This window comes from Paenibacillus sp. FSL H7-0714 (assembly GCF_038003765.1).
Classification (GTDB): Bacteria; Bacillota; Bacilli; order Paenibacillales; family Paenibacillaceae; genus Paenibacillus_AQ.
In genome coordinates this window covers 3235238-3255110 of sequence record NZ_JBBOPT010000001.1, presented here as the reverse complement: position 1 = coordinate 3255110, position 19873 = coordinate 3235238, and the positions used below count along the sequence as shown (strand labels likewise).

General features: G+C 40.2%; 16 protein-coding genes and 1 riboswitch. All 16 genes read right to left on the bottom strand.

Annotated elements, in window-relative coordinates; translation table 11 throughout:
* Window positions 1-67: 67 nt before the first annotated feature.
* Window positions 68-1210 carry a copper amine oxidase N-terminal domain-containing protein gene (locus tag NST34_RS14615; protein ID WP_341128089.1) on the bottom strand — a complete coding sequence of 381 codons (1143 nt, stop codon included), beginning with the start codon at window positions 1208-1210 and terminating at the stop codon, window positions 68-70.
* A gap of 146 nt (window positions 1211-1356) precedes the next feature.
* Window positions 1357-2517 carry an alanyl-tRNA editing protein gene (locus NST34_RS14610; protein ID WP_341128088.1) on the bottom strand — a complete coding sequence of 387 codons (1161 nt, stop codon included), beginning with the start codon at window positions 2515-2517 and terminating at the stop codon, window positions 1357-1359.
* A gap of 381 nt (window positions 2518-2898) precedes the next feature.
* Window positions 2899-3516: a suppressor of fused domain protein gene (locus NST34_RS14605; protein WP_339302301.1), complete on the bottom strand. Its 618-nt coding sequence runs from the start codon at window positions 3514-3516 to the stop codon at window positions 2899-2901.
* A 121-nt stretch (window positions 3517-3637) separates the two neighbouring features.
* Window positions 3638-4219, bottom strand: coding sequence for a hypothetical protein (locus tag NST34_RS14600; RefSeq protein ID WP_341128087.1), 582 nt, complete (start codon window positions 4217-4219; stop codon window positions 3638-3640).
* Between the two features lie 135 nt (window positions 4220-4354).
* Window positions 4355-4834, bottom strand: a complete 480-nt coding sequence (locus tag NST34_RS14595; protein ID WP_339247977.1) for a DUF4265 domain-containing protein — start codon at window positions 4832-4834, stop codon at window positions 4355-4357.
* A 576-nt stretch (window positions 4835-5410) separates the two neighbouring features.
* Window positions 5411-6862 carry a serine hydrolase domain-containing protein gene (locus NST34_RS14590; RefSeq protein ID WP_341128086.1) on the bottom strand — a complete coding sequence of 484 codons (1452 nt, stop codon included), beginning with the start codon at window positions 6860-6862 and terminating at the stop codon, window positions 5411-5413.
* Window positions 6863-7246: 384 nt separating this feature from the next.
* A complete protein-coding gene (locus NST34_RS14585; RefSeq protein WP_341128085.1) occupies window positions 7247-8740 on the bottom strand; it encodes an SMI1/KNR4 family protein in 1494 nt (497 codons plus the stop codon).
* A 448-nt stretch (window positions 8741-9188) separates the two neighbouring features.
* On the bottom strand, window positions 9189-9416 hold the full coding sequence (locus NST34_RS14580) for a hypothetical protein (protein WP_076285799.1): 228 nt from the start codon (window positions 9414-9416) through the stop codon (window positions 9189-9191).
* Window positions 9417-9505: 89 nt separating this feature from the next.
* Window positions 9506-11131, bottom strand: coding sequence for a DUF4179 domain-containing protein (locus NST34_RS14575; RefSeq protein ID WP_341128084.1), 1626 nt, complete (start codon window positions 11129-11131; stop codon window positions 9506-9508).
* Window positions 11109-11582, bottom strand: coding sequence for an RNA polymerase sigma factor (locus NST34_RS14570; protein WP_341128083.1), 474 nt, complete (start codon window positions 11580-11582; stop codon window positions 11109-11111). The genes NST34_RS14575 and NST34_RS14570 overlap by 23 nt, the downstream gene beginning before the upstream one ends.
* A 267-nt stretch (window positions 11583-11849) precedes the next feature.
* Window positions 11850-13136, bottom strand: a complete 1287-nt coding sequence (locus NST34_RS14565) for an amidase (RefSeq protein WP_341128082.1) — start codon at window positions 13134-13136, stop codon at window positions 11850-11852.
* A 74-nt stretch (window positions 13137-13210) separates the two neighbouring features.
* The gene (locus NST34_RS14560) at window positions 13211-14413 is read right to left on the bottom strand and encodes an MFS transporter (protein WP_445667692.1); all 1203 of its coding nucleotides are present in this window, start codon (window positions 14411-14413) and stop codon (window positions 13211-13213) included.
* Between the two features lie 8 nt (window positions 14414-14421).
* On the bottom strand, window positions 14422-15978 hold the full coding sequence (locus NST34_RS14555) for an ABC-F family ATP-binding cassette domain-containing protein (protein ID WP_341128080.1): 1557 nt from the start codon (window positions 15976-15978) through the stop codon (window positions 14422-14424).
* Between the two features lie 445 nt (window positions 15979-16423).
* Window positions 16424-17734, bottom strand: a complete 1311-nt coding sequence (locus NST34_RS14550) for a voltage-gated chloride channel family protein (RefSeq protein ID WP_341128079.1) — start codon at window positions 17732-17734, stop codon at window positions 16424-16426.
* Window positions 17735-17802: 68 nt separating this feature from the next.
* Window positions 17803-17864, bottom strand: a riboswitch (Fluoride riboswitch).
* A gap of 7 nt (window positions 17865-17871) precedes the next feature.
* Window positions 17872-18591 carry a YebC/PmpR family DNA-binding transcriptional regulator gene (locus tag NST34_RS14545; RefSeq protein ID WP_341129546.1) on the bottom strand — a complete coding sequence of 240 codons (720 nt, stop codon included), beginning with the start codon at window positions 18589-18591 and terminating at the stop codon, window positions 17872-17874.
* Between the two features lie 168 nt (window positions 18592-18759).
* On the bottom strand, window positions 18760-19869 hold the full coding sequence (locus NST34_RS14540) for a 5-methyltetrahydropteroyltriglutamate--homocysteine S-methyltransferase (protein WP_341128078.1): 1110 nt from the start codon (window positions 19867-19869) through the stop codon (window positions 18760-18762).
* Between the last annotated feature and the right edge of the window lie 4 nt (window positions 19870-19873).

Here is a 19873-nt window from a genome sequence, read left to right as displayed (position 1 = left end):
CAAAATGCAAAAAAGAGCGATTTTAAACATCGCTCTCTTTTTGCTTATTACATAAAAGTGATTGAAATTATTTGGATTGAAGTGTAAATGTCACTGTTTTTGCTTTTTCCTCAAGGATTGGAGTATAGGTGAATGTCATTACATTCCCTTTGCGACTCTTCAACACTAACATTCTGGTCAATACATATGGATCTCTGCCATCATTTACTCTATCCCATTCCTTACGATCCTCACTGATAATTAGTTTTTCATAGAGATTAATGATTTCACCGGTGTTGCTATAAACTAAATATAAGTGTGTCGTATCTAATAAACGAACGAGCACAACGTCTTCCGCAGCATACTCCACGATAAAATCTCCGGTTGCTCCTGTTAACTTTTCCATCTCAAATAACTTGCCCAAACCGCCATCCTTAGTAATATATTGAACGTTCTTCCCATCGGTCATATACACCTGAGTGGAAGGCACTTGTGGTGCATGGATATAAGCCGAGTTATTGTAATGATAGTCCATTTGCTTGAGAATAGTGCCCGCTTTGACCAATACTTGATAGCTGCTATTGAAATCGGTGAACATGGCATAATGATTGTCCGTTAACTGGAGTAAGTCCGTACCATTGCCCATTTTTCCAATCTCAAAAGCGTAGTTGTACGCAGATTCCTTAAAAGGTAGTCGACCAATAATTACTGGTTTCCCAGTTTCCGTTGCACGGTAATACAAATCGCCGTTTTTTTGAGATATCCAATAGGATCTTCCATCTACAGAAGCAGAAACCAATCTAGCTTCATCTATAATTTGGATAACCCCATCCGTTTTATTAAGCCCCGCTTTACCTCCAAGTACACTGACCGCTGAGATCAATGGCACGTACACCGAGCCTTTTATAATACGTGGGGATTTTGTTAAAGTCACCACGGCCTCGTTCACTTTTGACTTTACAGTACCTGCCGTGAAGATAACCTCACGCTCAGGACGAACCAGTTTGGCCGTTTTGGACGGTTGATCCCAAGATAATGTATACCCCATAGTATCTGCGAGTGATTTCAAGGGTACAAAAGTTATTTTCTCCGTGATCACCTGTTTACTGCTGATTCCGATTTCTTTATAGTTGAATTGAATTTGGTTTTCTGCTTGGGCTGATACCGATCCATACCCCGTACTTAAAATCAAAACAGTCAAGATTCCTAGCGTTACCTTCCATTTATTCATTTCTTTTCGTCTCCCTTGACTCTATAGTCATATGTAATTAGACGACAGGATTTGGAAAAAGTTTCTTGTTTCCGTTTTACGTATAAAAAAGACCTGATCCACGGTAGACTACCGCAGTCAGGTCTTCTGTCTTTTATAAAGTAATCTTAACTTCTAGCAAACTCATAAAACGCCAAAGCGTCTCCCCATGTGGGGAATCCTGCTTGCGCTAGTTTATCACTGCCTCCGCCTTTTCCATTGTAGGTACTAAGATGCTCTTTGAAAAAAGCTCCACAGGAGATCTCCGCGCTGCCATTCTGTGCAAATACAACCTTATTCTCAGCAGAACTAGCCAATAAAACCGGAACATCGCATTTCGCGGTAAGCTTGTTAGCTAAACTTTGTAAATCTTTCAGCGATTTATCCTCGAACACTTTTGAGATCAGCTTTCCTTCTTGCTGTGCTAAAAGCTCCTGTACGACATAATCATCATTCTTCTCTTTAAGTAGGGTAATTTCAGCTTGCAGCTGCTTTTGTTCATTCTCCCATTTTTCAATGCGATCGATAATTTCATCTTTTCCCGTATTGAACTTGGAAGATAGAGCTCCAACAATTTGCAGACTGCTATTAAATTCCTCCAAAGCACGGTATCCACATTTAAAATAGATCCGCGTATTGCCTTTTTGTTTCTCCGCTTTCAGAAGCTTTATTATACCAATCTCACCTGTTGAAGATACATGCGTACCACCGCAAGCGTTATATTCAACATCTTTAATTTCTACAATCCGGATGTTTTCCGTCACTTTAGGTTGTTTGACCAATTTAAGCTGTGAAGCCTCTTCCCCTGTTACAAAATAGCTCAGGATACTATGGTTCTGGTAAATCTGCCGATTAACCTCCCACTCTATGGAATGAAGTTGTTTAGGCGACAGTTCTGAAGCTTCTATATCAATGGTGCAATAATCCTCACCCAAATGAAAGCTTAGAGTCATAAACTGGTACAAATTGAGACAGATGGCTGAGAGCAAGTGTTGTCCACTATGCTGCTGCATATGATCAAATCTTCTCTTCCAATCGATCTGACAAGTGACGGATAAATCATTAGGCAGACGTTCCAGCATATGCAAGACAAGATCTTCCTCACTGATTACATCAAGTACCGGAATATCCCCAATAGTCCCTAAATCACAAGGTTGTCCACCGCCATGCGGATAAAAAGCGGTCTCCTCCAAAACAACATAGAGTCCATCTTCTCGTTCTATGGTTTCAGTAATACAGGTCTCCCAGTCAGTAAGGTATGTAGAATTGTAGTACAGTTTGTTGGTCATATATGTATCCCTCTCTTTTATACGTTTTCGGCACATTAAGCTTATAGTATCATATCGGATTTCTAAGACAAACTGCACAATGAAAAACGCCTTGCGGCGCTTTTGGAAGGAATTCACTCTGTTGTTCTACTTTCAGTTGTCTTCTACCTTGTACATCAGTAATCCTGTACTCTCATCCAAGAATTCCGCTGTCATACTCTAGAACCATTACCCCTGTTCAAGGAAAATAATGCCCTAGCCGAGCAAGCGCTTCACAGTGTCATTTGGACTTTATGGCACCACCGTAGACATGGTTTGAATTTCCACAACGTGGTTCGCGAGCCAAGGACCCACCTGTGGGGGTATGGTTGGTTTAGTGCGAATGATATTGAACTGCTCTTATTAATCAGGACGAGTGGGATCAATTATGGAATAGTGATGATTATCTATGTAAGCATCAAAAGCATCTATGCCTTCATATAAAATTATACGCGATTCTTTTGGGGTAATTGGTACTACCCACAAGACATTAATTATTTCTTCACCTATTTTTATTTGTTCTAAATCCTCACTTTCTCCTCTTAGTTCATCAATCAAAAGGGCTTTTGTAGTCCAGTTTTCTGGTGCGAGTGCGCTCTCAGTCATTACTCGTGGTACTTCCGAAGATTGGATATGTTCAATATTATGGGCAATTATGTCACAGAAATATGAGAATATGCGATCAATGTTTTCTTGTCCCAAATCGGGTTTTAAAGCTATCATCCATTCATTCTCAATAGGTTTTCCAGTTTTCCGAATGGAATTAGATAGGCCGACTGTTGCGAATCTTGCAGGATTATTAACGTCAATTGATGGAAAATAATATAACTCAATATATACGCCAATCTCCGGTTTTGTCATTATGACTCTATATTCTGGCATAGACCATTCTTTAATATATAAATTGAGAATAATTGTTCTCCTAATGTCGAATTCCAGAATGATCCCTCGGCATGACTCTTTATTGATTTGCACATCCATCACCTTTTTTCAATATTGGTTTTTTGGTTTAGAATTTGGGCTGGTATCATCGTCCTCCTTCATCGTTCGCGGTCTGCCATTTCAGTAATTGAAAGGGCAGATCTCTCCAATTAAGAAGTTATTAATCTCTTTTCGATGAATGGTGCTTCATGACTGCTTCTTGAGCTTTAAGGACAATATCATCTACTTCGGAAAGCTGACGCTCAATAGAGGCTAGAGTCTTTAGTAAAAATAAGCCAAGACTTTCATCACCTAAGGATAGTTCCAATTCGGCGAAACATTCGATGTCTTGGAGTTTTTCTATATTTTTTTTGTTATTGATTTTTTTAGGGTATTCGATGTATTTATAGAGGGTTAAGACTGCTTCTTCCCCCTTGGTTTTAAAGTTGTGAACAGTTCCTTTGAATAGAGTGTCTTTGAATCCTTCCTTAAGCCTACCTTGTTCATTCAAGGCATCCAGATGAAAGGTTGCTAAATATTTTTCGTTTCTTACGGCATGATCATTAATGCTGTAGGATACATTCTCTTCGTCAAGAATCTTTATTATTTCATCAATTGACTTGAACTTCAATCTTGCAAATCTCGCCGGAGAAAATTGCTTGCGCAAAGAATCTTCATTATTTGAAAGGTATGCCTTAAAAGAAATTTCAGCATTTCCTTCCAGGAGTTCTTTGAAATAAACAAGATGCCTTTCATCTACCATATCTGCCTCCTGCAACTCTTGAGCTTTTGGGTATAATATGTTTACGAGTTATTTTTTTGACTTAGGATTGGAGATCATATTGAAAAATGTGGCCCAAAGAGTGTATGATGCCGGAGAACTGATATTTTGAAGCGATTAATCCAGATCTCTAGCCCAGCTAACTAACTCTTCATCGTCGAAGTTATATGGATATTCGTAAATATTAGAGTAATAGTACTCCGATTCTAATAAATCTCTAATTATATTGAAAACCTTATTGGTGGCATGAAATCCATTCCTGATGGGCGCGGTGAAGGCAAGCGAGCCATTATGAAATCCATCTAAAGAACCGGAAAGCTCTCGTTTGACTATAGATTCAGCTGTCTCTATCTTTTCTTTAATAAGCTCCTCTTTGTAAATTTGAATGCAGAAATTTCCACCATGTTTTATTAATTCAAACTCTCCATTGGGATGGAGTTTTATTGTATCTCCTTTCGCAAGCCCTAGAGCCAGCCCAGGAGATGCACATAATTTGAATATTTTATCGCTTATGCATTCTGCAGGAAGCTCTTCAAAGACTGCTTCCTCTGAATTTATGCCGGCAAAAACATTAATTAAGGTTAATTTATGTTCCATACGAATACTCCTCAAAACTGTCTTTTTAATGTATGAGATTTGAGATTACATCCTTCATGTATCCGCTATCGCTTGTAATTCAACGGGTCGATAATAAAGGAGGTTCCTCTTTTTTGAAAGGGGTTACTTCAAAATGCTTTCAAGGCGGCAATGTCATGTGCCTTGTTAATAATTTGGGCGTTGCTGGCCCTGTTTTCTCAAATCTAGGAAAGATATTCAAGAAATCATAGCAGGTACTAAAACGCCTCGTCAAGTGCTGGAAGCGGTAGTCAAGTCTTCGACGCCGGATATACTCGGATAACGAGATTCCGGTAATGAACGGAAACCCAACAAATCCGATGTATAGTAACATTGAGCTTTACTGCCAGTATGTAGATTGAGAATCACCAAGGATTGTGCAAGTAATTCAACAAAAGAAAAGTTCAAGTGGTATCTCTGCTTGAACTTTAAATGGTTATATTGAGGTGAATCTGGCGTTAAATCAATTCTTTCTCACTATTTCGTAACTCTACTTTCCGCTGTACCAAACCAAATACGCTATACGCATTTTACCAATAAAGCGAACGAATAAAATACTTATTTTCGGAGCGAGGCATTATATAGGTGAGTGTATACAAACCATGTAATGCTTGCTGTTAATAATGCCGACGAAATCAAAGCTGTAAGAATACTATATGTTTGCCAAATAAGTATCGTTGGCCAATCTAATGCACAGCACATTATACATAGGGCAATCGTAGCAATCAGCAAAATAGCTGTTACGATTATTTGCTTTTTTGTCATTGGCTGCCGCTCATTCGTTTTCCTTCTGCGTAATCCTAAGATAAAGAACAGAACAGCCAATAGGCAAAGAATAATTGTGGTAGACGATAAAATGATGTCCAAAAGCTGTGTGCCGCTTATTTCATATGACTGCGTTAGATTGCCGTCTAATATATCTTTAACTTTTAGTACCATGCTTCTATTGATATTTGCGCCGTTGGTCAGCAAGCAGACGGCTGTTCGTTCATTTGGCAGTATGGCCACTTCGGTTCCGAAATTGGGATTGCCCCCTGGGTGTTCTATAATCGTTTGGTTGGCGTTTACCGACCAGCCCGCTGCATAATACATTTCTTTGACTGCCGGAACAGACATATCGCCCTGATGTGACTTTTCGATAACCGTATGGAATATTTCGGGTATGTCCTGCACAATACCCATCTGTATGCCCATCCAACGCGCCATATCTTTTGTACAAGAAATGATGTAGCCTGCGGGTTTATTCCCGGAATAATCCGGTGCGTTATATGGAGTTGTCATAAAAAAGGAAGAACGGTAGCCCTGTGCCAACTGTCCGGTGGCTTGAGCATCTTCTTTATAAACATACGTCTGGTGAAGACCTAACGGCTGAAATACCTGTTCCCTCATAAAGTCTTCATAGCTTTGTCCCGACACAATCTCAATAACCAAACCCAATACGTCATAATTAACGGTTCCATAGCTATACTGTTCACCGGTAGGGAACGCCAACTCAGCATCTACCAGCATTTCCACAGTCTTTTGCAGCAAATCTGGTGTATTGCCTTGTGGAATATTTTGAGAATGCCTATTATTTGTTAGGCCGCTAGTATGGTGAAGAAAGTTATTGAGTGTAAGGCTTTGCATATCAACAGGTTTGCCTTGATATTTTAACGTAAACCAAGGTAAATATTTTTGGACTGTGTCAGTCATTGACAGCAGCCCTTGCTCCTCCAACAGCAGAATACCCATGCCGGTAAAAGCTTTACTGACCGAGGCCAACTCATATAGTGTATTTTCACTTGCAGACAACCCACTTTCACGGTCTGCATACCCGGAAGAAAAGTAGAACACTTCATCATCAGCAAGTATTGAGATCGACATTCCCGGCACACCTGATATACGACGGGCATCATCCAGCAACGCCTGTATTGCCGCAGATTGCGTATCTGACAACGACGCATAACTTTGTGTTGCGAATCCTGAGAATAATATAAGTATTGATAATACAAAAACAATAGTCTTTTTCATAAACTCTCCATTTCGAAAAAATATAAACAACCCGTAGTACGCCTTATCTGCCTAATGCGTCGTTCCATTATACTTAATGCTAGACGTTCAATGATTAGATTACTATTGTAAACTTCACAGACCCATGTATATTATTTCTTGTTTCGCAAAAAAGGCCCTCTGTCCCATCTTCCATTTCCTTTATAGTATTTCATTAGGTATCAGTGAGGTTTTTATTAAATGAAGTATTACCAAGCCCTTATCATTTTTCGACCAATCGAAATATAGACCTCTGTCAAGTTGGTCTAACAGCAAAAAGAAAGGAGACTAACTAATATGACTAGTCTCCTTTCTTTTATAAAAATTTCGCCCTATTATGATAAAGCTCAGTGTAGGCAAGTTTCATTAATCTTTCCATGTTACCTGCCATCCATATGACTGAAGTTTAAAGTATTTATTAAACTCCGCGACTACGGACTTTGCATTCTCTTTCGATGTTGCATGAAATATAGTTATATCGACTATATTACAGTCTGAAATTTCCTCCAACCCTTTAAGTCTTGATGCATCTACTCCAATCTGCTTTAGACTCATACAATTTTTGAGTATTGTTAAATCTCCAACCGGATAAGTGAATTGCTTTAATTTCTTCAATTCTCCTATAACCTCTATATGTGATTCATCTATTGCACAGCTATCCGTCTCAAAAAACGTTAGATTCTTTAAACCTTTTAAGAATGATAAATGTGGTATAGTCACTTGTTTGAGCTCTAGTTTTATTAACTTACTAAGGTTTGAAATATAAAGCAGGTTGCCAACCTCCATTTCTTCTAAACTTAGTTCCTTCAAATTTTTTATAGTTCCTATTAATCCCCTATCAATTGAGTTCATTCTACATAATCTCAAACTCTTTAATTTCTTTATATCTTTCAGTTTATGTATATCTTTTAATGGAAGTCCTATTAATGTTAGCTGCCTTAGCCCATCTAAAGAAACTAAGTACTCCAAATCAGACTCTTTAAAGGCTTCTGATCCTATCACAAGTTCTGCTAAAGAAGGCAACCGTTTAAGTACATCGAAATTAGTAATTTCATCCGCATGTATAATAAGTTCTTTAAGATTAACCATATGGGTTAAAATATCCAAAGATATTGCTCCGTATTTTTGAGCTTGATCAGCTCTAATAAATACCATTCTCTTTTTTTTCAATGTTTTTGAAGATACAAAACCACTCTCAACATCGTCTTTAAAATACTCTTCCCAAAATCCGCTTACAGGGATAAGGCTGTTCTCTTCGATATCCATTTTAGTCAAAGCCAAAATATCATCCAACAAACTTCCACTTTCACGGGATAATATGATTACATCATCTTCTTCACTAATACCAATACTACTATTTCTGAGGCTCGAATCGATAAATTCAAAGAAATGTCCCAAACTTTCCGCAATAACATATGAAAAACTAGAATTGTGATCTATCGTTATAATTTGCCCATAAACGCCCTTTTCTCCGGGGTCTAAATCAATTGCCAAATATGAGCCTCCACCATCTTCGGCAAAAGGAATCCAGCCTTCTCTGTAGTTCCCATCTTTTATTATATCTGGTTTGCTGGATATAATATCGTATGCTGATTCCAAAAGGGACTTCCAGTTGCTTACTATCGATTCAATGTTCATCCAACCAAGACCAGCCATAACGCCAAAAATCTGCTCTCCTTCTCCATTAGAATTCATGTATAACTTTCTAAAATCTTCTGGGAATTTGCAGTTCATCATGCTCTCAAAAAGATTTATTTCTGATTCCTCGACTGCTGGATTCAGTAATTCCTCTACATTTGGTATATGCGATTTTAATGTCTCGATAAGTAAACACTCTTCTTTTTCGTTAACTAATGACATATAGTGGCCCCCATTCTACAAAATCATAATAGTTTCAGTAAACGTCCTTGGTTGATCATCAATCATTTTGTTATGAATCATCTTCAACAGTTCCATCAATAATTAATTCTATCTTACATATGGAGCATCTATTTCCTGATTTAGCAATATCGTATCATGAATTTGTAAATATTGTTGTATTAAGTCATATAAAAAAAACTAAGAGTCATCTTAGGGGTTAAACCCTATTTATGATACGTTTTCCCACATTTGAACTTCAACTATCCTGCCCGTTTGCTGAATAAAGGCAGCCGATCACATTGACTGACCGGCTGCCTTATCGTGTTTATTGAGCTATCGTTACCCGTCAGATCAATAAGAAAGAAAAACAGTATCCTCCTAATGTGACAGGAAAAAGCTTTACTTTGATCGTTGATACAAGGATCAGAAGGTTCAGAAGTTCAACGAATTAACAAGCACAAGTAACGTCTTTTAAATTTCGTATAGCAATAGCATTGAGTCGGAGCGCTTCTATGATTGAATCTCTTACTGCTAACAATTCAAATCTTTCGCGACTGCCAATAGGCAATCTGCAAAGCAATGCTTCAATTCTTTTAAGGCTTTCCTTCAGAACCACTCTTTGCTTACGCAAAGCATTCAAAGCTCTTTGAATTCTTCTCTTCTCTGCAGCAGTCATAAACTACCACCTCTTTTCGATTGTGATAGTATATGAGATGCGACAGAGCTCCTATCTGCTTGTACATTCCGGAAGGTAAATGATTGATTTTACTGCTTTTTGCTAGCTTCCATGATAGGAACGGACCAATCTACATTAGTGTACAATCGGTTGACTATCGTGCGTATTAATTGAAGCTGATTAGGGATTTTAGTAAGACCAGCGGCACGGAACTGAAAAAAATACTTTTTGTTATCTGATTGTGATTCAACAATTTCAATATATCCATCTTTCCATCCAGATCCTCGGGGAGAATAAGCACCTCTTCCTGTAAGAGGCCACTCTTTGCCAGCGACATCCTTAAATATCCACTCACTGTTCATAAACTCATTTCTGAATTTTCCACTAAAGTGTAATGAACCCTCCTTCTCGTTGCTATTGGTATTTGGTGGCGATTCCACTGTAAAGTCAAATAACTTCAGCTCATCTCCATCAAAATCAAAGGGAATCGGATGTTCCTTCAACTTGGAAGGCTCAAATTGCACGCTCGAACCATCCTTCTCAGGAACAAAATATCCATCGAACACGAAAGTATATGGTGTATCCTGTGGTAAAGTTGGAAACGTATAGCTCCAATGCATTTGTCCAGGCTTATCACCTGGGATCGAAGAACTTGACATTACGAAACTCTTACTCGGAGATTTTCTAGGATTTACACTCTGAATCTCTTCTCCCGCGCTATTCTCAAAATGGAACTTCATGCCTTGCTGCTTCCATAGTTCACCAGGAGAACGACTCAGTGCCTCTTCACTTAACTTCGTATCAAATTCAAAGCGGACACCTTGAACCATATGAGTTAAACTTTTCAAGGTCACTGTTAAACCATCCGGAGATGTGTAACTCCCCCTCAGTGGAGTTGAAGTCGTTTGTTTATTCGCTTCAGTCATATCCATCGAAAAATTGAAATTCCAATCTCCTTTAAGAGTAGGAATGTTCTTTCGTTTACTTCCCAATTCAGTAATATGACCTTCGATTCTAATTTGGTCGGTTTGTAGTGGCTCCGAGAAATTAACGATCATATAGTAAAAATCATCGGTAAATCCCATATCATACAATTCCCCTACGACTTTCCCTTGATCATCCTTAACTTCTATGCGGTTTCCATCAGCAAAAACCAACCGTTTTCTGTCATGTTTCCCATTTGGGCCAAACAATTGTAATGCAATAATTACCCGTGTAGGATCTGCAACTGCTTCATCTATTTTTATTGTATAGCCTTTATCCTTCACCTTAATATTAGGATGTTCTACCAACCCAAATTCTTGTGCCCGAAGAAGGCCTATGTCCATATTATTTTTCACGAAAAGAGAACGTAAAGTCTCCGCTAACGAAGGTACGGAATACAAAATCACGGCACTCAGAACAATCAGTAACAATGCCGCTCCCATGGCTATTCTTAGTGACTTAAGTATCTTCGGATTCTTTCGCTTCCTGTCAGGTACCGTTACTTTCTCTAGTTCTACGAATTCTATTGAAGCCATAACTTGAGCAGTAAAAGAATCTGGAAGCTTCTCTTCAAACAATGCTTGCGACCACTCCTCTTGTTCTTCTAATAATGCATGATAGATTAAATTGCAATGGGCACAAGCAGCGATATGATCAACCTTTTCCAAAGGCTGGGAGGTCGGTGTACTTAGAATATATTGCTCTATCTCAAATGGACTTAAGCACTTCATCGCTCTTCACCTCCTGGGGTGTCATGATTTGCTTCAATCGCTGCTTTGCACGATAAAGGTCATTTTGGATCTTACTTAAAGGGACCTCTAAGAGCGTACACATTTCTTCATAGCTTAAATCATTGGTGTAACGAAGCAACAAAGCCGTCCGATAATTAGGCGGTAGCTTCTGCATTAACTGATGCAGCTCTGTGCGATGCTCCGATCGAATGAATTCTTCTTCTGGATTATCTGAAAGAGATAGTTCAGCAAGATCGTCTGGTAAGCTCGCTATAGGACGAGTTTTTTTCCACAAATCCTTCAGTAAATTAGTCGCGATCGTATACAGCCAAGCCGCAAAGTTTTTATCCAAATCATGTGAGGCTAGCTTACGATAAGCTTTTATAAAAGTATCCTGAGTGATGTCTTGTGCGTCTTGGTGATCGGCCCCCATTCCTCTCAAAAAGGCCATAGATTATATTCTTATATCGATTCACAAGATACGAATAGTCTTCCTTATGACCATCCAGAACGTTTAGGATCCATTGCCTTTCTTCCTCTTTTTCAACTTTCGGTACATGTCCCTTCACCCTTAAGCCTCCTTGAAGCACGATACTCTATAGACGATCCCTAACAGAAAAACTCTCACTTCATACAAAAAAAAGTAGATCTTCAATTGTATTGAAGACCCACTCTGTTATCTAACCTCGAACATGCCCCATCTTTAGCCCAAATAGGCTCACCCAAGTGCTAGTGATACAAGCCTACTCCAATATATAAGCTCTTCATCCTGCCCGTAAGCCCCAATACATTGAAATCCTAAAGGCATGTCATGAATAGTGGCTGAAGGAATGCTAACAGTTGGCGCTCCTGCGTATGACCAAATGGCCGTCATTCCAGCCCATCCTGTCCGTGTTCCCCACAATGGAGCAGTTCCTGCTTGAGCGGGCGAGACCCAAATATCAATCCCCTCTGTCTTTTGAACATCCAGTAGATCATATCTCAATTTGATTTGTCCTCTACGATATCGCTCCAGTTCTTCCTCTTTGATGGTTTGACCTGATTCAATACCAGCGCGCATCGCCGAACCATAGTAATCTTTATATTTTTCAAATCGTACAGCATGCACTTGAGCCATTTCCCCTTGCACTAATCTCAACATTGCATCCCCATAGATGAAACTATCTTCCCATGGCATCTTAACATTTTTTATGATGAAGCCCGCCTCTTCCAACTTCTTAATCTGGCTCCAAAAAGTATGTTTAGCGTCCTCTTCCAATAAAGTCATGAATACCCCTTCTGGAATACCAAGCACGGGTTTACGGTTAGATTCGAAAGGCCTCCATTCCGAGATGAGTTCTGAAGAGATCCGCTCCATGCTAACCATATCCTGTGTGAAAAATCCTATCGTATCAAATGAAGGGGACATCAACTGAACACCATCCAAAGGGATACGTCCATAGCTTGGCTTAAATCCAACAACACCACAGAAAGAAGCAGGTGCCATAACAGAACGTAAACTTTGTGTACCTATCGCAAATGGACACATCCCCGTGGCAACTGCCGCTGCAGACCCTGCACTAGAGCCGCCTGGTGTATGATCCAAATGATGAGGATTACGAGTTGGGAGATGCCCGGCATATGCGAACTCTTCGGTCACCGTTTTGCTCGTGAACCATACTCCTTTTTGCCGCAGCTTTTTAATAAAACTGCCTTCTGAACGTGTTAATTCCTGTGGAGGAAGATTTGAACCGGCACGAGTGGGCAAGCCGTCTATATGAATTAGATCCTTAACTCCTACTGGAACTCCGTATAATGATGGTTTTGGGAGCTCATGATAGGTTTGTCTTAGCAGCGCTACTTCACTCATGATTCTATCTGTTCTTTTCTCTTCCGATACAAAAGCATGGATGTGAGGCTCCAACTTATCATAACGATCTAAATGCTGATTAAGGAATAGCTCGAGTGATGAGTCAATTGGCTCTAATCCTTGGAACTGTGTTAAAGAAGATGTATGGATATACATACCTAACCCCCTCCACAATTTACCGAACTAAGATCCCCTGGACTATGATTGTATTTATTTGGAATAACTTCATGTTAATCGTAGTCCTTTGCTAAGGCAAGAAGTTTAATCACTGCATACAAAGCGCACATAATCACTGCAATTCCTGCGAATATAAGAATTGTCTCCACTTGGACTCTATCAGCTAACGGACCAAACAGCACCATCCCGAGTGGCAAAGCACATGAATTCGTTACTTGGACAAGACTAAATACCCTACCTTGCATATCCGGATCCACATTCTGCTGCAACAATACTGTCAAAGGAGCGTTAAAGCAAGGCATCGTTATGCCTATCAACAAGTTAAACAATAGGTACACTGCAAACATAGGAGCGACGCCAAGTCCAACCATCAGCAAACCGTAGAAAGCACATGCTAAAATGTTGGTATGCATACGAGACTTAAAGCCGCCCCATGATGCGATTAGAACCCCTCCAACTAACGCCCCAGCACTGAAAGTCATCTCACTTGCGGTCAATCTCCATACTTCTGGACCAAAGGATCGACTCACCATTAGAGGGGTTAAGAAGGCGGCTGGACTAATCAGTATCATTACGACAAATAAATAGATTAGTAATTGCTTAATAAAAGCATGATCCTTTAGATACTTAAATCCTTCCTTAATGTCTTGTACATTCGATTTCTGACCATCCTCCACTTTAGCGTGAGCTGGAATAACGATTATACACATCATACCGATCCCAATAATTGCAGTCATCACATCGATAAAAAAGGCAGTTTCAATGGTACTAATCGACAGGATCACGCCACCTGCAGCTGGAGCCAGAAACATCATCAAGGATGAAATACTGCTGTTTACTCCGTTTACCTTCATAAGCTGATCTTTTGGAACAATTTGAGGTATAAGTGCGTTCACAGCAGGAACCTGTATGCCCGTACCTGCTGCTCGGATCAGCAAAATTAAATATAGCAACCAAATATTGTTATAACCCATCAAAAACATCACAGCGAGAAGAAGTGTAGCGATCGCAATCGTACCATCTGCTAGCATGATCATTTTTTTACGACTATAGCGGTCGATCCATACCCCAGCAAACAGCGAGATGGCCATCTGCGGGAGAAATCCACAGACGGTTGATATCGTCATCATCACCCCTGAGGTAGTTGTTAGAGTGATATACCAAATAATCGCATATTGAACAAGCGAAGATCCAAATAAAGATATGGTTTGAGCTGTTAGAAATAGGGTTATTTTTCTTTTCCAATGATCATTCATGGTTTGCATTAGTACTTAACTCCTTTATTTCTGGTCTCATCTCCTATGTTGAGCACACGATCAACCCATCCCTTATAAAATTGTTCTTCATGAGAAACAAGAATCACAGTTCCACCAAATTGGATTAGAGCTTTCTGTAAAGCATCTTTTGTTTCAGCATCTAAGTGATTGGTCGGCTCATCCATGATTAGAAAGTTGTATTCTGAAAGCAGTAATAGGCACAGCTTAACTTTTGATTGCTCCCCGCCGCTGAGTGTACGTATTGACTGTGTTACAAGGTTATCTTTAACAACACACTGCGCTAGATAGCGACGTATTTCCTTTACAGTCAGTTTGGGATCATAAGCTGAAATCACCTGAATAGGTGTCATTGTATCGTCTTCCCAAGTTAAATCTTGCTCGAAATAACCCACTTTAACTTGTTCTGCGAACTGAAACCTACCGGTAATCCCTTGGATCTCTCCAACCAACGTCTTTAGTAAAGTTGATTTCCCGATTCCGTTGAACCCCGTAATCACGAGCTTTTGTCCACCGCGAATGGAGAACTTCAATTTAGGCAACAAAGGCTTATCGTAACCTACGACTAAGTGATCCACTTTTAGGGCTACTTGTGACGTGCACGGAAGCTCCTTAAAGCGAATAGACGCTTTGGAGACAAATGTCGGAGCAGCGATTCGTTCCATTCTATCCAGCTGTTTCTGGCGACCACGGGCAATTTTGGAATTAACACCTGCACCGTTTTTTCGAATGAATTGCTCAGTGGTTTCGATTTTTTTCTGCTGTGCATGATATTGCCGGATATGACTCTCTCGTAAATGTTCCTTCTGCTTCACAAAATCCGAGTATTTCCCGTGGTATTTTTTAATCGTTTCGCCCTCAATATCGCAAATACTAGTGGATATTTTATCGAGAAAGGCATAGTTGTGAGACACTACAATGAACGCTTGATTGAATGCAATCAGATACTCAGCGAGCCAGTTAACATGTTCCTTATCCAGATAATTGGTTGGTTCATCGAGTAATAACACATCAGGTTGTTCAAGTAAAAGCTTGGCCAGAATGACTTTCGTCCGTTGCCCCCCGCTTAACTGCTCGATGGGACGGTCGATTCCAATCGCGTTGATCCCTAGACCGGTAACCATCTTACTGATGTTGCTCTCCATCGAATAATAGTCTAACGCTTCTAATCGTTCCTGGTAGTCTGCTGCCTTTTGTAATAACGTTTCGTTGCCAGTAACAGCGCACTCTTCATAGAGCTCATTTATTTTTCGTTCTAGTTCATATAATTCTGAGAAAGCCTGTCTTAAATAATTATGAACCGTACGGTTTCCATCCATGACAGCATATTGATCGAGATGACCGATTGTAATATTGGGCTGCCACTTTATCATTCCATCATCCGGGATCACTTCGCCTGTCAAAATGCTAATAAACGTACTTTTCCCCGTTCCATTCTGGCCAACCACACCGACATGCTCACCCTTGTACAATTCCATAGAAACATTCTTGTATAGAACCTTATCGCCAAAAGCATGTGATAAATTAGAAACCTCAAGTAAACTCATTTCCTATTCCTCTTTTCTAAAATTAATTAAGAACGCAAAAAAAGCAGAAGACACTGCACCCTTAGGTGCAAGCCTTCTGCTTGTCAGTACACGAATGAACGGCACAAACATATAAATGTCAGTGTAGAAACTGAGCAATATAACACAAAAGGCTGTAGACGAAAATTGTCTACAGCCTCTTAATCATTAACATCGGAAGATGGCGTAATCAAATAAGCATGAATAATCACACTAAAATGACCTAGCTATCTTTCGATGATATAAAAAGCGATTCGCTTTTCGATTAAGCTCCGGACAACGTTTCATCGTTTGTATCCGTTTGTTCGGAGCAGCCTCTGGTATATAACTTTACAGTTTCTACATGAATCATGTTAAACCATCCCTTCGTTTGGCTACATTTTAAATCGTGTACCCGCACTTGTCAACCACCATCCGAGAGGTGCTGTTATTTTTTGCTGGCGCGTTTGACCGTACCGATCCTAGTCCCTTGAGGAATTGAAATGAACTGGCTCTTCGATACACCAATAAGCTGTGAAGTATAAATACTACTATGTCCGGAGAATAAATAACTCACCACGCAAGCGATGAACATGTATACAGCACCCTCTGAACCAAATAGCTCAATCCCCATTAAAAAGCAAGCGATAGGTGTACTGGTAGCTCCACAGAAGACAGCAATGAATCCGAGAGCAGCCAGAAACGGTCCATATACATGTAAAATTCCAGCCAAAGCATTGCCTAATGTGGCTCCAATTGCAAATAGCGGAGTAACCTCACCACCCTGAAATCCTGTTCCTAAGGTAAAGGCGGTAAAGATCAGCTTCCATAAAAAAGCGAACGGCGAGACATCTCCCTCAAAAGAATCCTTGATTAATGGAATTCCGAGGCCTAAGTAATCACGGGACCCTACAAGGAATACTAAGGCAATGATAATCAAACCACCCACTGCACCTTTTATCATTGGATTGCTTATCATGGCGGTGAAGGTTCTTTTTAGAAAATGAGTCAGTTCACTGAAAAGCATACTCACGAGACCAAAAATTACAGAGGCCAATACCACTTTTAGAATAATCATTAAACTTAAGGTTGGAAATTCATTCACGACATAGTGAGTATGATGAACGCCCCACAATTGAGTGGTGACCAGATCACCAACAAAGCTAGCCACAAAACATGGAAGTAATGCCTGTTGGCTAATAAGTCCAATGGTTACTACCTCTAGACCAAATAAGGTTCCAGCCAGCGGTGTTCCGAAAATAGAACCAAAGCCTCCGCTAATCCCGCACATTAATAGTATTTTGCGATCTAACGAGCTGATTTTGATTAATTTCCCAAACCACTCCGCGAGGCTTCCTCCCATTTGTACAGCTGTTCCCTCCCGTCCGGCAGATCCACCAAACAAGTGAGTGACCAGTGTTCCTAACAATACTAAGGGTGCCATACTTAATGGAATAGTCTCTGTACCATCCTGAATTTGTTCTATAATAAGGTTATTTCCTTTAGCGCTGTTTTTTCCGTAACGCATATATAAGAAACTAACAAATACTCCCCCAAGAGGCAGCAAATAAAGTAGCCATGGATGCTCTAAACGTACATCTGTTACATAGTCTAAGCTTTTCAGAAAGAAAGCCGAGGCAGTTCCCGATAAGAGTCCAACCACACTTCCGAGTACAATCCATTTGATAAATGTACTCCAAAGTGCAAATTGACTTCTTTTCTTCGCGAATTCATGCCATCGTGCAGACCATTGATTCATAACAGCAACTCCCAAAGTCAGTATAAATTAGTCTCTGGCAACAAAACAGACTCCTACCAGTGAAGCTTACTCTGGTAGGAGTCATTAGTCTGAAGAGACGGTTGTGGCGAACTCCATCGCCTTGTTATATGTTATTCTTAATCCTCAGAATCTACGTTATGATACACTTGTTGAACATCTTCTAAATCTTCTAAGGCATCAATCAATTTTTCGAATTGAGTTTGTGCATCTTCAGGAAGTGTTACATAGTTCTGTGGAAGCATGTTCAGCTCAGCAACCGTAAATTCAGTGATTCCTGCATTCCTGAACACTTCTTGTACGGCATGGAACTGATCAGGTTCAGCATACACGATAACCGCTTCATCCTCTTCCAGTACATCACGTACATCTAGTTCTGCATCGAACATCATCTCAATCACTTCATCGGCAGTTTTACCTTCTACACCGATAACAGCCGTTGAGTCAAACATGTAGGCTACAGATCCGCTGACACCCATATTCCCGCCATTCTTACTGAATGTAGAACGGATCAAAGGCGCTGTACGGTTAACGTTATTCGTAAGTGCATCGACGATGATCATCGAACCGTTAGGTCCAAATCCTTCGTAACGAAGCTCTTCATAATTCTCATCACCGCTGCCTTTGGCTTTATCCATTGCGCGGTCAATAATGGCTTTTGGTACATTGTAAGTTTTTGCACGTTCTAATACAACCTTCAAGGCCCGGTTTGCTTCTGGATCGGGTTCACCTTTCTTGGCTGCTACATAAATCTCAACACCAAACTTTGCATAGACGCGACTTGTGTTGGCGTCTTTGGAGGCTTTCTTTTCCTTAATATTATTCCACTTACGACCCATATTGTTCCCGCTCTCTTTCAACATGAATTAAAAACAATTGTTACTTATTATACCCTTGATTAATAGCTCTAGTAAAGTGCGCTGGTAGGTTAATCCTCTAAGCTGTCACAATACACGCATAAAAAAGACCCCTGAATCAAACAGGAGCCTTCTAAAAACTTATTTTATTTATACCCAAACCTCTTGGGCTGTTTCAATTACGAGACGTATTTTATCCCACTGCTCTTCTTCGGTTAGGATATTTCCTTCCTCGGTTGAAGCAAATCCACATTGAGTACTTAAGCAAAGCTTCTCAATATCAACATATTGTGCCGCTTCTTCAATACGCGCTTTGAGCTGCTCTTTGCTCTCAAGACCACCATGTTTCGTAGTTACTAGTCCCAATACCACAAATTGATCTTTAATAAAACGTAAGGGCTCAAAATCGCCCGCCCGCTCATTATCATACTCCAAGAAAAAAGCATCCACTTTACTATTCGAAAAAAGCTCTCCGGCCACAGGCTCATAACCACCAGCTGCGAACCATGTGGAGCGGAAATTACCTCGGCATACGTGAAGCGCAATCGTCATATCATCTGGACGACTGGCAATGCTCTCGTTAATCAGCCTAACGTAATCCCTAGCCAATTGATCTGGATCTGTACCTCTGCTTCGTAAATGCGCCCGATGTCTACCACTACACAGAGTTCCCCAAGTTGTATCGTCTAATTGGAGGTAACGGCAGCCTGCATCATAGAACGCTTGGATTGCAGTTCGGTAAACAGCAATAATATCTTGGAATAGGGTTTCTTGATCCGGGTAAACTTCATTCCCGTTAAAATCCTCCACAAAGTGAAATAAAGCGGGTGAAGGGATCGTCATTTTCGGAATTCGGTCTCCGGCCATTTGTTTCAAAGCGATAAATTGGTCGATCATTGGATGATCTTCAAAGGCAATCCGGTCCACGATTCGAAAAGATTCCGCGCGCTGAGCCGCTTCCGCTCTTCCTTGATTTAAGTTAATTTTCTCAGTTCCTTTAATCCCTACAAAGAAATCGAGATGCCACCAGGAACGGCGAAATTCCCCGTCTGTGACCGCCAATAAACCCACTTCTTTTTGCAGTTCTAGTAGTTTGGCGATTTCAATATTCTCAATTTCATGAAGCTGACTGCCCGTGATTTCACCATTGTCATATTGGAGGCGGGCTGTTTTTATCTCATCCGTTCGTAAGAAGCTGCCAACGATATCGTAGCGAAAGGGTGGAGCATTTCTCTGGGTGCCAATTACGGGTCTAATCATACCG

Excerpts from the sequence above, each read along its gene's own strand:
- NST34_RS14615 (WP_341128089.1), bottom strand. The coding sequence starts at position 1,210 with ATGAATAAATGGAAGGTAACGCTAGGAATCTTGACTGTTTTGATTTTA.
- NST34_RS14610 (WP_341128088.1), bottom strand. The coding sequence starts at position 2,517 with ATGACCAACAAACTGTACTACAATTCTACATACCTTACTGACTGGGAG.
- NST34_RS14605 (WP_339302301.1), bottom strand. The coding sequence starts at position 3,516 with ATGGATGTGCAAATCAATAAAGAGTCATGCCGAGGGATCATTCTGGAA.
- NST34_RS14600 (WP_341128087.1), bottom strand. The coding sequence starts at position 4,219 with ATGGTAGATGAAAGGCATCTTGTTTATTTCAAAGAACTCCTGGAAGGA.
- NST34_RS14595 (WP_339247977.1), bottom strand. The coding sequence starts at position 4,834 with ATGGAACATAAATTAACCTTAATTAATGTTTTTGCCGGCATAAATTCA.
- NST34_RS14590 (WP_341128086.1), bottom strand. The coding sequence starts at position 6,862 with ATGAAAAAGACTATTGTTTTTGTATTATCAATACTTATATTATTCTCA.
- NST34_RS14585 (WP_341128085.1), bottom strand. The coding sequence starts at position 8,740 with ATGTCATTAGTTAACGAAAAAGAAGAGTGTTTACTTATCGAGACATTA.
- NST34_RS14580 (WP_076285799.1), bottom strand. The coding sequence starts at position 9,416 with ATGACTGCTGCAGAGAAGAGAAGAATTCAAAGAGCTTTGAATGCTTTG.
- NST34_RS14575 (WP_341128084.1), bottom strand. The coding sequence starts at position 11,131 with ATGAAGTGCTTAAGTCCATTTGAGATAGAGCAATATATTCTAAGTACA.
- NST34_RS14570 (WP_341128083.1), bottom strand. The coding sequence starts at position 11,582 with ATGGCCTTTTTGAGAGGAATGGGGGCCGATCACCAAGACGCACAAGAC.
- NST34_RS14565 (WP_341128082.1), bottom strand. The coding sequence starts at position 13,136 with ATGTATATCCATACATCTTCTTTAACACAGTTCCAAGGATTAGAGCCA.
- NST34_RS14560 (WP_445667692.1), bottom strand. The coding sequence starts at position 14,413 with ATGAATGATCATTGGAAAAGAAAAATAACCCTATTTCTAACAGCTCAA.
- NST34_RS14555 (WP_341128080.1), bottom strand. The coding sequence starts at position 15,978 with ATGAGTTTACTTGAGGTTTCTAATTTATCACATGCTTTTGGCGATAAG.
- NST34_RS14550 (WP_341128079.1), bottom strand. The coding sequence starts at position 17,734 with ATGAATCAATGGTCTGCACGATGGCATGAATTCGCGAAGAAAAGAAGT.
- NST34_RS14545 (WP_341129546.1), bottom strand. The coding sequence starts at position 18,591 with ATGGGTCGTAAGTGGAATAATATTAAGGAAAAGAAAGCCTCCAAAGAC.
- NST34_RS14540 (WP_341128078.1), bottom strand. The coding sequence starts at position 19,869 with ATGATTAGACCCGTAATTGGCACCCAGAGAAATGCTCCACCCTTTCGC.